We start from the raw sequence: 14,590 nt of genomic DNA, 5'->3' as shown, positions 1-14,590 counted from the left end.
TACGCACCGTACGGGAGCCCCTCTCACCTGCGCGTCAGCCGCCGAACTCCTGCAGGCCCTTCAGGGCCTGGTCCAGCAGCGCCTGCCGGCCGTCCAGCTCCCGCTGGAGCTTGTCGGCCTTGGCGTTGTTGCCCTGGGCGCGCGCCTGCTCGATCTGGGAGCGCAGCTTGTCCACCGCGGCCTGGAGCTGACCGGTCAGACCCTCGGCGCGCGCACGTGCCTCCGGGTTGGTCCGGCGCCACTCCGCCTCCTCGGCCTCCTGGATCGCCCGCTCCACGGCGTGCATCCGGCCCTCGACCTTCGGCCGGGCGTCGCGCGGCACATGGCCGATGGCCTCCCAGCGCTCGTTGAGCGAGCGGAACGCGGCGCGGGCGGCCTTGAGGTCCGTGACCGGGAGGATCTTCTCCGCCTCCGCGGCCAGTTCCTCCTTGAGCTTGAGGTTCTCCGCCTGCTCCGCGTCCCGTTCGGCGAAGACCGAGCTGCGGGCGGCGAAGAAGACGTCCTGGGCGCCGCGGAAGCGGTTCCACAGGGCGTCCTCGTGCTCGCGCTGGGCGCGGCCCGCTGCCTTCCACTCGGACATCAGATCGCGGTATCGCGCCGCCGTCGGACCCCAGTCCGTCGAGTTCGACAGCGCCTCGGCCTCGGCGACCAGCCGTTCCTTGATCCGGCGGGCCTCCTCGCGCTGCGCGTCCAGCTGCGCGAAGTGCTGCTTGCGGCGCTTGGAGAACGCCGAGCGCGCATGCGAGAAGCGGTGCCACAGCTCGTCGTCGGACTTGCGGTCCAGGCGCGGCAGCCCCTTCCAGGTGTCCACCAGCGACCGCAGCCGCTCACCGGCCGCCCGCCACTGGTCGGACCGCGCCAGTTCCTCGGCCTCGGCGACCAGCGCCTCCTTGGCGCTCCGCGCCTCGTCGGACTGCCTGGCCCGCTGAGCCTTGCGCTCCTCGCGGCGCTTCTCCACCAGCTCGACGAGCTTGTCCAGCCGGGCCCGCAGCGCCTCCAGGTCACCGACCGCGTGGTGCGCGTCGACCTGCTCGCGCAGGTGCTCCACGGCGGCCAGGGCGTCCTTCGACGACAGGTCGGTGGTCTTCACTCGCTTCTCGAGGAGGCCGATCTCGACAACCAGGCCCTCGTACTTGCGCTCGAAATAGGCCAGCGCCTCCTCGGGGGAGCCTGCCTGCCAGGAACCGACGACCTTCTCGCCGTCGGCCGTACGCACGTACACGGTCCCCGTCTCGTCGACGCGGCCCCACGGGTCGCTGCTCACAGCGCCTCCTCCACATGATGCCCGCGGAGGGCTCTGTCGCCCCCGGGCATCGTCCACAGTTTCGTCACGGCCAACATAGGCGACCGGCGGGGGGCCTGTCCGCATCCCGCGCGACCGAAATTCCGCAGATGGGGCTCAGGATTCCGTGACCGTCGCCTTGTTGATCACGACCGTCGCGTTGGGCGCCGTGTTCCCCGTCGTCGGGTCCATGGGCTGCGCCCCGGCGTCCGCGATCTTCTTCAGCACCTTCATCCCCGCCTCGGACACCGTGCCGAACGGCGTGTAGTCCGGCGGCAGCTGACTGTCCTGGTAGACGAGGAAGAACTGGCTGCCGCCCGAGTTCCGCCCCTGCTGCGTCTGCGCGTTGTACTGGTTGGCCATCGCCACCGTGCCCGCCGGGTACACGTTGCCCTGGAGGCTCTTGTCCTTCAGGTTCTCGTCGGGGATCGTGTAGCCGGGGCCACCCATCCCCGTGCCCTGGGGGTCGCCGCACTGGAGGACGTAGATGCCCTGGTCGGTCAGCCGGTGGCACTTCGTGTGGTCGAAGTAGCCCTTGCCCGCGAGGAAGTGGAACGAGTTGACGGTGCGCGGCGCCGCCGACGCCTTCAGCGCGATGTCTATGTCACCGCAGGTGGTCGACAGCTTCATCGTGTACTTCGCCGACTTGTCGATGGCCATCGCAGGTTCCTTCTTCCAGGTCTGCGTCTTGACCTTGCCGCCGGCGGGCTTGTCGCACGGGTCCGGGGCCTTGCTGCTCGCGGAGGCGCTCGGGGTGACCTCCGCGTTCGCGTTCGTCCCGTCGTCGTCGCCCCCGACGGCCCCGGTCGTGTACAGCGCGACGCTGCCGATCAGGACGACCCCGAGAGCCGAGGCGATCGCCGCGTTGCGCGTGCGCGCCCTGCGGCGCGCGGAGGTGCGCCGCTGCTGCTGCCGCAAGAACTTCTCCCGGGCGAGCTGACGCCGCCGCTGCTCCTGGCTGACCACCGGGTTCTCTCCTCATGCGTCGTGTGTGCCGACCGGTACGCGTGCGAGTGACGAACCGACCGCGTGCGTGTAGCCCCGTACCGTATATGGGTTCGCTGAGGAAACGGCACCGCCGGTAGGCTCTGACCACGGGCGCAGCCCGCCCGCAAGCCACCCGTACCGACACAAACGAAGGACGATCGTGCTCATTGCCGGGTTCCCCGCCGGGGCCTGGGGGACGAACTGTTACCTCGTCGCCCCCGCCGCGGGTGAGGAGTGCGTGATCATCGACCCCGGCCACCAGGCCGCGCAGGGCGTCGAGGAGGCACTCGCCAAGCATCGGCTCAAGCCCGTCGCCGTCGTCCTCACCCACGGCCACATCGACCACGTGGCCTCGGTCGTCCCCGTGTGCGGCGCGCACGACGTGCCCGCCTGGATCCACCCCGACGACCGCTACATGATGAGCGACCCCGAGAAGGGGATCGGCCGCTCCCTCGGCATGCCCCTCATGGGCGAGCTCACCGTGGGGGAGCCGGACGACGTCAGGGAACTGACCGACGGCACGAAGCTGGAACTGGCGGGCATGGAGCTGACGGTCGCGCACGCGCCGGGCCATACCAAGGGGTCGGTGACCTTCGGCCTGCCCGAGGCGGCGGACATCCCGCCGGTCCTCTTCTCGGGCGACCTGCTGTTCGCCGGCTCCATCGGACGCACGGACATGCCGGGCGGCTCCATGGACGACATGCTGGCGTCCCTCGCCCGTGTGGTCCTGCCGCTCGACGACCAGACCGTGGTGCTGTCCGGCCACGGCCCCCAGACGACCATCGGCCAGGAGCGCGCCACCAACCCGTATCTGCGGCAGGTGGCCGACGGCCAGGGCGCCTTCGACGCGCCCCGACGAGGAATGTGACGAGAGACCTTCCGTGAGCACCTTCAAGGCCCCCAAGGGCACGTACGACCTGCTGCCGCCCGATTCCGCGAAGTTCCTGGCGGTCCGCGAGGCGATCGCCGCCCCGCTGCGCAACTCCGGCTACGGCTACATCGAGACGCCCGGCTTCGAGAACGTCGAGCTGTTCGCGCGCGGCGTCGGCGAGTCCACCGACATCGTCACCAAGGAGATGTACGTCTTCGAGACCAAGGGCGGCGACCGGCTCGCCCTGCGCCCGGAGACCACCGCGCCCGTGCTGCGCGCCGTCCTGGAGGCCAACCTGCACAAGGCGGGCAACCTGCCGGTGAAGGTCTGGTACTCGGGCTCCCAGTACCGCTACGAGCGTCCGCAGAAGGGGCGTTACCGCCACTTCTCCCAGGTCGGCGCCGAGGCGATCGGGGCCGAGGACCCGGCGCTGGACGCCGAACTGATCATCCTGGCCGACCAGTCGTACCGCGCGCTCGGCCTGCGGAACTTCCGCATCCTGCTCAACTCCCTGGGCGACAAGGAGTGCCGCCCCGTCTACCGGGCCGCCCTGCAGGACTTCCTGCGCGGCCTGGACCTGGACGAGGAGACGCTGCGCCGCGCCGAGATCAACCCGCTGCGCGTCCTGGACGACAAGCGCCCCGACGTGCAGAAGCAGCTCACCGACGCCCCGCTGCTGCGCGACTACCTGTGCGACGCCTGCAAGGCGTACCACGAGGAGGTCCGCGAGCTGATCACGGCGGCCGGTGTGGTCTTCGAGGACGACCCCAAGCTGGTGCGCGGCCTGGACTACTACACCCGCACCACCTTCGAGTTCGTCCACGACGGACTCGGCTCCCAGTCCGCGGTGGGCGGCGGCGGCCGCTACGACGGCCTGTCCGAGATGATCGGCGGCCCCGCCCTGCCCTCCGTCGGCTGGGCCCTCGGCGTCGACCGCACCGTCCTCGCCCTGGAGGCGGAGGGCATCGAACTGGACATCCCCGCCGCCACCTCCGTCTTCGCCGTCCCGCTCGGCGAGGAGGCCCGCCGGATCCTGTTCGCCAAGGTCACCGAGCTGCGCAAGAACGGTGTCGCCGCCGACTTCTCCTACGGCGGCAAGGGCCTGAAGGCCGCGATGAAGGCCGCCAACCGCTCCGGCGCCCGCTATGCCCTGGTCCTCGGCGAGCGCGACCTCGCCGAGGGCGTCGTCCAGCTCAAGGACATGGAGTCCGGCGAGCAGACGGCGATCGGCGTCAACGAGATCGTCGCGGAACTGGAGTCCCGGCTCGGCTGACCTCCGTACGCCCGGGGGCACAGGCGATCGTTCACATGTGCCCCCGGCGAACGGACATCGGCCGGAACATCACGCCCCAGAGCGACCGCCGGTACGTTCTTATGTTCATCGAACGGTGGTCGTACGGCTCCGTGCGGCACAATGGCCCCTGCCCGAAGCAGGCCCGACTCAAGTGACGGAATCGGCGTGATGAGCAAGACGACAGTGAAGGACGTCTCCACCGTGGCAGAGCCCGCGCCGGAACCCGCCTCCGGAGCCCCGCGCGCGGAGGGCGCCGGCCGCGCCCTCGCCCTGCTGCTGGTGATCACGGGCGCCGCCGGGGTGCTCGCCGCGTGGGTCATCACCCTCGACAAGTTCAAGCTCCTCGAGGCCAAGGTCGCGGGAACGACGTTCACGCCCGGCTGCAGCCTGAACCCGGTCGTCTCCTGCGGCAGCGTCATGGAGAGCGACCAGGCCGCCGTCTTCGGCTTCCCCAACCCGATGCTGGGCCTGGCCACCTACGGCATCGTGATCTGCGTCGGCATGAGCCTGCTCGCCGGGGCCCGCTTCCCGCGCTGGTACTGGCTCACCTTCAACGCCGGCACCCTCTTCGGCGTCGGCTTCTGCGCCTGGCTGATGTTCCAGTCCCTGTACCGGATCAACGCCCTGTGCCTGTGGTGCTGCCTGGCCTGGGTCGCCACGATCCTCATGTTCTGGTACGTGACCTCCTTCAACGTCCGCAAGGGCTTCCTGCCCGCCCCCGGCTGGCTCAAGAGCTTCTTCGGCGAGTTCACCTGGGTCATGCCGGTGCTGCACATCGGCATCATCGGCATGCTGATCCTGACCCGCTGGTGGGACTTCTGGACCAGCTGACCGGCCGCCCACCGGGCCGGCGGCGTTGTCGGTGCGGTGCTTTAGGGTTCTCGCGTGGAGCCCGACCTGTTCACCGCCGCAGCAGAAGAACGCCAGGAGAAGGATCCGTCCGGCAGCCCCCTCGCCGTGCGGATGCGCCCGCGCACCCTCGACGAGGTGGTCGGCCAGCGGCACCTGCTCAAGCCCGGATCGCCGCTGCGCAGACTGGTCGGCGAGGGCGCGTCCGGCCCCGCCGGCCCCTCCTCCGTGATCCTGTGGGGCCCGCCCGGCACCGGCAAGACGACCCTCGCGTACGTCGTCTCCAAGGCCACCGACAAGCGCTTCGTGGAGCTGTCCGCGATCACCGCGGGCGTCAAGGAGGTCCGCGCGGTCATCGACGGCGCCCGCCGCGCCGTCGGCGGGTACGGCAAGGAGACCGTCCTCTTCCTCGACGAGATCCACCGCTTCAGCAAGGCCCAGCAGGACTCCCTCCTCCCGGCCGTCGAGAACCGCTGGGTCACCCTCATCGCCGCCACCACCGAGAACCCGTACTTCTCGGTGATCTCGCCCCTCCTCTCCCGCTCCCTCCTGCTCACCCTCGAACCCCTCACCGACGACGACGTCCGGGGCCTGCTCCGCCGCGCCCTCACCGACGAGCGGGGGCTCAGGGGCGCCGTCACCCTCCCCGAGGACACCGAGGACCACCTGCTGCGCATCGCCGGCGGCGACGCCCGCCGCGCGCTGACCTCCCTGGAGGCCGCCGCGGGGGCCGCGCTCGACAAGGGCGAGGGCGAGATCGCCCTGACCACGCTGGAGGAGACGGTCGACCGGGCCGCGGTGAAGTACGACCGTGACGGCGACCAGCACTACGACGTCGCCAGCGCCCTGATCAAGTCGATCCGCGGCTCCGACGTCGACGCCGCCCTGCACTACCTGGCCCGCATGATCGAGGCCGGCGAGGACCCCCGCTTCATCGCCCGCCGCCTGATGATCTCCGCCAGCGAGGACATCGGCCTCGCCGACCCGAACGCGCTGCCCGTCGCCGTCGCCGCCGCCCAGGCCGTCGCCATGATCGGCTTCCCCGAGGCCGCCCTCACCCTCAGCCACGCCACCATCGCCCTGGCCCTCGCCCCCAAGTCCAACGCCGCCACCACCGCCATCGGCGCCGCCCTGGAGGACGTGCGCAAGGGGCACGCCGGTCCCGTACCGGCCCACCTGCGCGACAGCCACTACAAGGGCGCGGGCAAGCTCGGACACGGACAGGGCTACGTCTACCCGCACGACCTGCCCGAGGGCATCGCCGCCCAGCAGTACGCCCCGGACGAGCTGAAGGACCGCACCTACTACACCCCGACCCGGCACGGAGCCGAGGCCCGGTACGCGGACGCGGTGGAGTGGACCCGGGAGCACCTCGGTCGCAAGCGGCCCTGAGCAGCCTGTAGAATCGCCCGAAGCGCTGAGTTCCGTGCAGTCAGAACGGGACAACCAGCCGGAACCCCTCGGGGTTCCAGGAGCGTCGCGCACCGTCGAACGGTGTCGCGGGCCGCCCACCACCACCCGGAGTTCCGGGACCGGTCGGTGGGCCACTCGCGTGCTGCACGTATGTGCCCAGACCAGGGGAGCGGCTGCCCGGCAGGTCCCATGGGACCGGCGGGTTTCCCCGGCTGCGGATGCGACCTCCCTCAACCCTGACAAGCCGGAGACTCAGAAAAGAGACACAGACAGTGGCGAACCAGTCCCGCCCCAAGGTCAAGAAGTCGCGTGCCCTCGGCATCGCGCTGACGCCGAAGGCCGTCAAGTACTTCGAGGCCCGCCCCTACCCGCCGGGTGAGCACGGCCGCGGCCGCAAGCAGAACTCGGACTACAAGGTCCGTCTGCTCGAGAAGCAGCGTCTGCGCGCGCAGTACGACCTCAGCGAGCGTCAGCTCGTCCGTGCCTACGAGCGCGCCTCCAAGACCAACATGAAGACCGGCGAGGCCCTGGTCATCGAGCTCGAGCGCCGTCTCGACGCGCTGGTCCTGCGTTCGGGCATCGCCCGCACGATCTACCAGGCCCGCCAGATGGTCGTCCACGGCCACATCCAGGTCAACGGCCAGAAGGTCGACAAGCCGTCCTTCCGTGTCCGTCCGGACGACGTCGTGCAGGTGCGCGAGCGCTCCAAGGACAAGACGCTCTTCACGATCGCCCGCGAGGGCGGCTTCGCCCCCGACGGCGAGATCCCGCGCTACCTCCAGGTGAACCTCAAGGCCCTGGCGTTCCGCCTGGACCGCGAGCCGAACCGCAAGGAGATCCCGGTGATCTGCGACGAGCAGCTCGTCGTCGAGTACTACGCCCGCTGATCCAGCCGGACGTCAGTACCTCCGCGGTACCTCGGCCCGCCGTCCCTCCCGCCCCTCAGGGCGGGCGGGGCGGCGGGCTTCGCGCTGTGCACGCCCGCCGCCTCCCGCCCCCGCCCCGCCCTGCGCGCGGACGGTAATCCGGTACGGAGCCCCGCGTCCGGCGCGATAGGCTCGGTGCACGACTTTTTCGATGTTCTCGATGTTCAGGCACGTTTCAGGGAGCGGGTGCGCAGTGTCCGGTGGTGAGGTGGCCGGAATCCTGGTGGCCGTCTTCTGGGCGATCCTGGTCTCCTTCCTCGCCGTCGCACTGGCGAGACTGGCCCAGACGCTCAGGGCGACCACCAAGCTGGTGGCGGACGTGACCGACCAGGCCGTCCCGCTGCTGGCCGACGCCTCCTCGGCGGTGCGCTCCGCGCAGACCCAGCTCGACCGGGTCGACGCGATCGCCTCCGACGTCCAGGAGGTCACGTCGAACGCCTCGGCGCTGTCGACCACCGTGGCCTCCACCTTCGGCGGCCCCCTGGTCAAGGTCGCGGCGTTCGGCTACGGCGTGCGCCGGGCACTCGGCGGCCGCAAGGAGGACCAGCCGGCCAGGGAGCCGCGGCGCACGGTGATCGTCGGCCGTACGATCCCGGACGCGCGGCGGGCCAAGCGGAAGAAGGACTGATCCAGGGATGTTCCGCCGTACGTTCTGGTTCGGCACCGGCATGGCCGCCGGTGTCTGGGCCACCACCAAGGTCAACCGCAAGCTCAGGCAGCTGACCCCCGACAGCCTCGCCGCGACCGCGGCCGACAAGGCGATCGAGGCGGGCACCCGGCTCAAGGACCGCGCGGTGGGCTTCGCCCTCGACGTCCGCGAGAACATGGCCCGGCGGGAGGCCGAACTGGACGACGCGCTCGGGCTGAACGCCCCCGTCGACCGTGAACTGCCCGCGCCCGTGCGGTACACCGCCATCGAGAACCGCAACGACCCCAAGCCCGCCCTGTCGCGCATCGACAGGACGACGTACCCGTACAACCGGAATGAGGACCACTGATGGAGTCGGCCGAGATCCGCCGCCGCTGGCTGAGCTTCTTCGAGGAGCGCGGTCACACCGTCGTCCCTTCGGCGTCGCTCATCGCGGACGACCCGACTCTGCTCCTCGTGCCCGCGGGCATGGTGCCCTTCAAGCCCTACTTCCTGGGTGAGGTCAAGCCGCCCTTCGACCGCGCCACCAGCGTGCAGAAGTGCGTGCGCACGCCGGACATCGAGGAGGTCGGCAAGACCACCCGGCACGGCACCTTCTTCCAGATGTGCGGCAACTTCTCCTTCGGGGACTACTTCAAGGAAGGCGCCATCAAGCTCGCCTGGGAGCTGCTCACCACCCCCCAGGACAAGGGCGGTTACGGCCTCGACCCCGAGCGTCTGTGGATCACCGTCTACAAGGACGACGACGAGGCCGAGCGCATCTGGCACGACGTCGTGGGCGTCCCGTCCGAGCGCATCCAGCGCCTCGGCAAGAAGGACAACTACTGGTCCATGGGCGTCCCCGGCCCCTGCGGCCCCTGCTCCGAGATCAACTACGACCGCGGCCCCGAGTTCGGCGCCGAGGGCGGCCCCGCCGTCAACGACGAGCGGTACGTGGAGATCTGGAACCTCGTCTTCATGCAGTACGAGCGGGGCGAGGGCACAGGCAAGGAGGACTTCGAGATCCTCGGGGACCTGCCGAGCAAGAACATCGACACCGGCCTCGGCCTGGAACGCCTCGCCATGATTCTGCAGGGCGTGCAGAACATGTACGAGATCGACACCTCCATGGCCGTCATCGACAAGGCCACCGAGCTGACCGGCGTGGCCTACGGCGACGCCCAGGCCTCGGACGTCTCCCTGCGCGTGGTCACCGACCACATGCGCACCTCCGTGATGCTCATCGGCGACGGCGTCACCCCCGGCAACGAGGGCCGCGGCTACGTGCTGCGCCGCATCATGCGCCGCGCCATCCGCAACATGCGCCTGCTCGGCGCCACCGGTCCGGTCGTCAAGGACCTGATCGACGTCGTGATCGGCATGATGGGGCAGCAGTACCCCGAGCTGATCACCGACCGCGAGCGCATCGAGAAGGTCGCCGTCGCCGAGGAGAACGCCTTCCTCAAGACGCTGAAGGCCGGCACCAACATCCTCGACACCGCCGTCAGCGAGACCAAGGCCGCCGGCGGCACGGTCCTCTCCGGCGACAAGGCCTTCCTGCTCCACGACACCTGGGGCTTCCCGATCGACCTCACCCTGGAGATGGCCGCCGAACAGGGTCTCGCCGTGGACGAGGACGGCTTCCGGCGCCTGATGAAGGAACAGCGGGAGCGCGCCAAGGCCGACGCCCAGTCCAAGAAGACCGGCCACGCCGACCTCGGCGCCTACCGGGAGATCGCCGACCGCGCCGGTGCCACCGACTTCATCGGCTACACCGACACCGAGGGCGAGTCCACGATCGTCGGCATCCTCGTCGACGGCGTCTCCTCCCCGGCCGCCACCGAGGGCGACGAGGTCGAGATCGTCCTCGACCGCACCCCGTTCTACGCCGAGGGCGGCGGCCAGATCGGCGACACCGGCAGGATCAAGGCCGACTCCGGCGCCGTCATCGAGGTCCGCGACTGCCAGAAGCCGGTCCCGGGCGTCTACGTCCACAAGGGCGTCGTCCAGGTCGGCGAGATCACCGTCGGCGCCAAGGCCCACGCCGCCATCGACGACCGGCGCCGCAAGGCCATCGCCCGCGCCCACTCGGCCACCCACCTCACCCACCAGGCCCTGCGCGACGCCCTCGGCCCGACGGCCGCCCAGGCCGGCTCCGAGAACCAGCCCGGACGCTTCCGCTTCGACTTCGGCTCGCCGTCCGCCGTGCCGACGGCCGTGATGACCGATGTCGAGCAGAAGATCAACGAGGTGCTCGCCCGTGACCTGGACGTCCGCGCCGACATCATGGGCATCGACGAGGCCAGGAAGCAGGGCGCCATCGCCGAGTTCGGCGAGAAGTACGGCGAGCGCGTCCGCGTCGTGACCATCGGCGACTTCTCCAAGGAGCTGTGCGGCGGCACCCACGTGCACAACACCGCCCAGCTCGGCCTGGTCAAGCTGCTCGGCGAGTCCTCCATCGGCTCCGGCGTGCGCCGCATCGAGGCCCTGGTCGGCGTGGACGCCTACAACTTCCTCGCCCGTGAGCACACGGTCGTCGCCCAGCTCCAGGAGCTGATCAAGGGCCGCCCGGAGGAGCTCCCGGAGAAGGTCTCCGCCATGCTCGGCAAGCTCAAGGAAGCCGAGAAGGAGATCGAGAGGTTCCGCGCCGAGAAGGTCCTGCAGGCCGCCGGCTCGCTCGCCGACTCCGCCAAGGACGTGCACGGCGTCGCCCTGGTGACCGGGCAGGTCCCGGACGGCACCACCGCCGACGACCTGCGCAAGCTGGTCCTCGACGTACGCGGCCGCATCCAGGGCGGCCGGGCCGCCGTGGTCGCCCTGTTCACCACTGCCAACGGCAAGCCGCTCACCGTCATCGCCACCAACGAGGCCGCCCGCGAGCGCGGTCTCAAGGCCGGTGACCTGGTGCGCACCGCCGCCAAGACCCTCGGCGGCGGTGGCGGCGGCAAGCCGGACGTCGCCCAGGGCGGCGGCCAGAACGCGGCCGCCATCGGCGACGCCGTGGACGCCGTGGAGCGCCTCGTCGCCGAGACGGCGAAGTAGGTCCGGTCATGCGCAGAGGCCGACGACTGGCGATCGACGTCGGTGACGCCCGGATCGGGGTCGCCTCGTGCGACCCCGACGGGATCCTCGCCACCCCGGTGGAGACCGTTCCCGGACGCGATGTCCCGGCGGCCCACCGCCGCCTGCGGCAACTGGTCGAGGAGTACGAGCCGATCGAGGTCGTCGTCGGCCTCCCCCGCTCCCTCAAGGGGGGCGAGGGACCGGCCGCGGCCAAGGTCAGGGGCTTCTCCCAGGAACTGGCCAAGGGCATCGCACCCGTCCCCGTGCGGCTGGTCGACGAGCGGATGACGACCGTGACGGCGAGTCAGGGGCTGCGCGCCTCGGGTGTGAAGTCCAAGAAGGGCCGGTCGGTCATCGACCAGGCCGCCGCTGTGATCATCCTTCAGCAGGCGCTGGAATCCGAACGGGTGTCAGGCGAAGCACCCGGTGAGGGCGTCGAAGTGGTCATCTGATCGCGATACGGTAACGTTCCGCGCGATGCGGCGGCATTCGAACAGCCCCGCACAGCAAGAGGCGGAACCGGAGCCGGCCCCCATGACAGGCCGCGCGGACCGCCGCCTCGCGGCTCTAGGGGATCGATGACTGAGTATGGCCGGGGTCCAGGCTCCGAACCGTGGCATCCGGAGGACCCGTTGTCCGGGGACGGCGGATGGGGTGGCCAGCAGGCCCACACGGGCCGGCAGTCCCCCCACGACGGCCGTCCGCATCCGGAGCAGCCGCAGCAGCAGTACGGCGACTGGGGCGACGGCGGCCAGGCCGCCTACGCCCAGCAGCAGTACGGGCAGCAGTACGACCAGTACGGCCAGCAGCCCCAGTACGACCAGTACGGTCAGCAGCACACCGATCCCCGGTACGACCAGTACGGTCAGCAGCAGGGGCAGGAGCAGTACGGCCAGCAGCCGCAGTACGACCAGTACGGCCGGCCGTACGATCCGCAGCAGCACGACCCCCGGTACGACCAGCAGTACGCGGCCCAGGCGCAGCCCCAGCAGGGCCAGGGCGACGACGGCGAGTGGGGGAGCGGCGCACATCCCCCCGTGCAGTACCCCGTCGACCCGTCGGACCCCTACGGCCAGCAGAGCGCCACGTACGACGAGGAGCAGCCCGACTTCTACGGCACCCCCCAGGCGTACTCGCCGCCGGAGCCGCCCGGCCGCCGACGCGCCGAACCCGGGCCGCAGCGCACCGACGGGGATCCCGGTCCCGACGAGGACGAGCACGCCTTCTTCGCCGACGGGGGCACCGAGGACCACGCGAAGGACGCGGACCGCCGGCGCGGCGACCGCAGGGGCCGTGGCGCGGGAGCGAAGAAACGCCGCAACGGATGCGCCTGCCTGGTGGTCTGCCTGGTCCTGGGCGGCGGTGTGGCCGGCGTCGGGTATTTCGGCTACCAGTTCTACCAAAATCGTTTCGGCGCGGCCCCGGACTTCGCGGGCGACGGCAACGGCGAGCAGGTGGTCGTCACCATCCCCAAGGGCGCGGGCGGCTCGGCCATCGGCCAGGAGCTCAAGCGCAAGGGCGTCGTGAAGAGCGTCGACGCCTTCATCGCCGCCCAGCAGAGCGCCCCGAACGGCAAGAGCATCCAGGACGGCGTCTACACGCTGCAGAAGGAGATGTCGGCCAAGGCCGCGGTCGAACTCCTGCTCAGCCCCAAGAGCCGCAGCAACCTGATCATCGCCGAGGGCAAGCGCAACGTCGACGTCTACAAGATGATCGACAAGCAGCTCGGAGTCTCCGCGGGCACCACCGCCAAGGTCGCCAAGAGCGAGTGGAAGAGCCTCGGTCTGCCCCAGTGGGCGATGAACCACAAGAACGTGAAGGACCCGCTGGAAGGGTTCCTGTACCCGTCCAGCTACCCGGCGGCCAAGGGGCAGAAGCCCGAGGACGTCCTGAGGCAGATGGTGGCCCGGGCGAACGAGCAGTACGAGAGGATCGGGCTCGAGCAGAAGGCGCAGGGGCTCGGCCTCGAGGGTCCGTGGCAGTTGCTCACCGTGGCGAGCCTGCTGCAGGCCGAGGGCAAGACCCACGACGACTTCCGCAAGATGTCCGAGGTCATCTACAACCGGCTCAAGACCACCAACACCGAGACGAACCAGAAGCTCCAGTTCGACTCGTCGTTCAACTACCTCATGGGCCAGAGCAAGATCCACATCAGCGAGTCCGAGATCAACACCAACATGGACCCGTACAACACCTACACCAACCGGGGCCTGCCGCCCGGCCCCATCGGCAACCCCGGCGAAGAGGCCCTGCAGGCGGCGCTGGATCCCACGGACGACGGCTGGATGTACTTCGTGGCCACCGACGGCGTGAGCAACACCGAGTTCGCCAAGACGCACGACGAGTTCCTGAAGCTGAAGGAAAAGTTCGATGCCAGCTCCCGCAACTGACCGCCGGCGGGCCGCCGTTCTCGGTTCGCCGATCGCCCACTCCCTCTCCCCGGTGCTGCACCGCACCGCCTACGCGGAGCTGGGCCTGGCGGGCTGGACGTACGACCGCTTCGACGTCGACGAGGCGGCGCTGCCGGGCTTCCTCGAGCAGCTCGGCCCCGAATGGGCCGGGCTGTCGCTGACCATGCCGCTCAAGCGGGCGGTGATCCCGCTGCTGGACGGCATCAGCGAGACCGCCGCCTCGGTGGACGCGGTGAACACCGTCGTGTTCACCGAGGACGGCCGCAGGACCGGCGACAACACCGACATCCCCGGCATGGTCGCCGCCCTGCGCGAGCACGGCATCGAGAAGGCCGAGACCGCCGCCGTCCTCGGCGCCGGCGCCACCGCGTCCTCCGCGCTGGCCGCTCTCGCCCGGGTCTGCACCGGCGAGGTCACCGTGTACGTCCGCAGCGAGGCGCGCGCCGCCGAGATGCGGGGCTGGGCCGAGCGGCTGGACGTCGACGTGCGCATCGCCGACTGGGCACACGCCGAGCAGGCGCTGCACGCTCCGCTGGTCGTGGCCACCACGCCCGCGGGCACCACCGACGCGCTGGCCTCCGCGGTGCCCGAGATGCCCGGGACCCTCTTCGACGTGCTCTACGACCCCTGGCCGACCGCGCTCGCCGCCCGCTGGTCGGCGTACGGCGGTGCCGTCGTCAGCGGCCTCGACCTGCTGCTGCACCAGGCGGTGCTCCAGGTCGAGCGGATGACGGGCCGTGCCCCCGCCCCGCTGGCCGCCATGCGGAAGGCGGGCGAGCGCGCCCTCGCGGACCGCTAGGGTCCGTCCGGTTCCTCAGGAGGACCGGGGCACCCGCTCCGTCCGGCCGCGCGTCCGCCAGATGGAC

13 protein-coding genes are annotated in these 14,590 nt (G+C 70.5%); 11 read left to right on the top strand and 2 right to left on the bottom strand.

All coding sequences use genetic code 11. The features are described 5' to 3' along the window. Window positions 1–34 precede the first annotated feature (34 nt). Window positions 35–1,264: a DUF349 domain-containing protein gene (locus ACFYOJ_RS09735; protein ID WP_356554014.1), complete on the bottom strand. Its 1,230-nt coding sequence runs from the start codon at window positions 1,262–1,264 to the stop codon at window positions 35–37. A 135-nt stretch (window positions 1,265–1,399) separates the two neighbouring features. Continuing rightward, window positions 1,400–2,248 carry a peptidylprolyl isomerase gene (locus ACFYOJ_RS09730; protein ID WP_356554016.1) on the bottom strand — a complete coding sequence of 283 codons (849 nt, stop codon included), beginning with the start codon at window positions 2,246–2,248 and terminating at the stop codon, window positions 1,400–1,402. 181 nt (window positions 2,249–2,429) lie between these two features. Here ACFYOJ_RS09730 and ACFYOJ_RS09725 point away from each other — a divergent pair, with 181 nt between their 5' ends. From ACFYOJ_RS09725 to ACFYOJ_RS09675, 11 genes are all read left to right on the top strand, one after another. Beyond that, window positions 2,430–3,137 (top strand): MBL fold metallo-hydrolase, encoded by a 708-nt coding sequence (locus ACFYOJ_RS09725; protein ID WP_356554018.1) that lies wholly within the window; start codon window positions 2,430–2,432, stop codon window positions 3,135–3,137. 13 nt (window positions 3,138–3,150) lie between these two features. Next, the gene (gene hisS / locus ACFYOJ_RS09720; RefSeq protein WP_356554020.1) at window positions 3,151–4,413 is read left to right on the top strand and encodes a histidine--tRNA ligase; all 1,263 of its coding nucleotides are present in this window, start codon (window positions 3,151–3,153) and stop codon (window positions 4,411–4,413) included. Between the two features lie 189 nt (window positions 4,414–4,602). Continuing rightward, entirely contained in the window at window positions 4,603–5,265 is a 663-nt protein-coding gene (locus ACFYOJ_RS09715) for a vitamin K epoxide reductase family protein (RefSeq protein ID WP_356554021.1), read from the top strand. Between the two features lie 54 nt (window positions 5,266–5,319). After that, window positions 5,320–6,675 carry a replication-associated recombination protein A gene (locus ACFYOJ_RS09710; RefSeq protein WP_356554023.1) on the top strand — a complete coding sequence of 452 codons (1,356 nt, stop codon included), beginning with the start codon at window positions 5,320–5,322 and terminating at the stop codon, window positions 6,673–6,675. 293 nt (window positions 6,676–6,968) lie between these two features. After that, a complete protein-coding gene (rpsD, locus tag ACFYOJ_RS09705) occupies window positions 6,969–7,583 on the top strand; it encodes a 30S ribosomal protein S4 (RefSeq protein WP_356554025.1) in 615 nt (204 codons plus the stop codon). 232 nt (window positions 7,584–7,815) lie between these two features. Further along, a complete protein-coding gene (locus ACFYOJ_RS09700; RefSeq protein ID WP_356554026.1) occupies window positions 7,816–8,250 on the top strand; it encodes a DUF948 domain-containing protein in 435 nt (144 codons plus the stop codon). Between the two features lie 7 nt (window positions 8,251–8,257). After that, window positions 8,258–8,620, top strand: coding sequence for a hypothetical protein (locus ACFYOJ_RS09695; RefSeq protein ID WP_356554027.1), 363 nt, complete (start codon window positions 8,258–8,260; stop codon window positions 8,618–8,620). After that, complete coding sequence (gene alaS, locus ACFYOJ_RS09690; RefSeq protein ID WP_356554028.1) at window positions 8,620–11,292, top strand: alanine--tRNA ligase; 2,673 nt, start codon at window positions 8,620–8,622, stop codon at window positions 11,290–11,292. The genes ACFYOJ_RS09695 and alaS overlap by 1 nt, the downstream gene beginning before the upstream one ends. Window positions 11,293–11,300: 8 nt before the next feature. Beyond that, window positions 11,301–11,765 (top strand): Holliday junction resolvase RuvX, encoded by a 465-nt coding sequence (gene ruvX, locus ACFYOJ_RS09685; RefSeq protein WP_356554030.1) that lies wholly within the window; start codon window positions 11,301–11,303, stop codon window positions 11,763–11,765. Between the two features lie 126 nt (window positions 11,766–11,891). Continuing rightward, window positions 11,892–13,703 (top strand): endolytic transglycosylase MltG, encoded by a 1,812-nt coding sequence (gene mltG, locus ACFYOJ_RS09680; protein ID WP_356554032.1) that lies wholly within the window; start codon window positions 11,892–11,894, stop codon window positions 13,701–13,703. After that, window positions 13,684–14,523: a shikimate dehydrogenase gene (locus ACFYOJ_RS09675; protein ID WP_356554033.1), complete on the top strand. Its 840-nt coding sequence runs from the start codon at window positions 13,684–13,686 to the stop codon at window positions 14,521–14,523. The genes mltG and ACFYOJ_RS09675 overlap by 20 nt, the downstream gene beginning before the upstream one ends. Window positions 14,524–14,590 lie beyond the last annotated feature (67 nt).

The sequence above is a fragment of the Streptomyces sp. NPDC006384 genome (assembly GCF_042870695.1).
Classification (GTDB): domain Bacteria; phylum Actinomycetota; class Actinomycetes; order Streptomycetales; family Streptomycetaceae; genus Streptomyces.
Note: the sequence above shows the minus strand (reverse complement) of the source record. Positions and strands in the feature narration are given on the sequence as shown.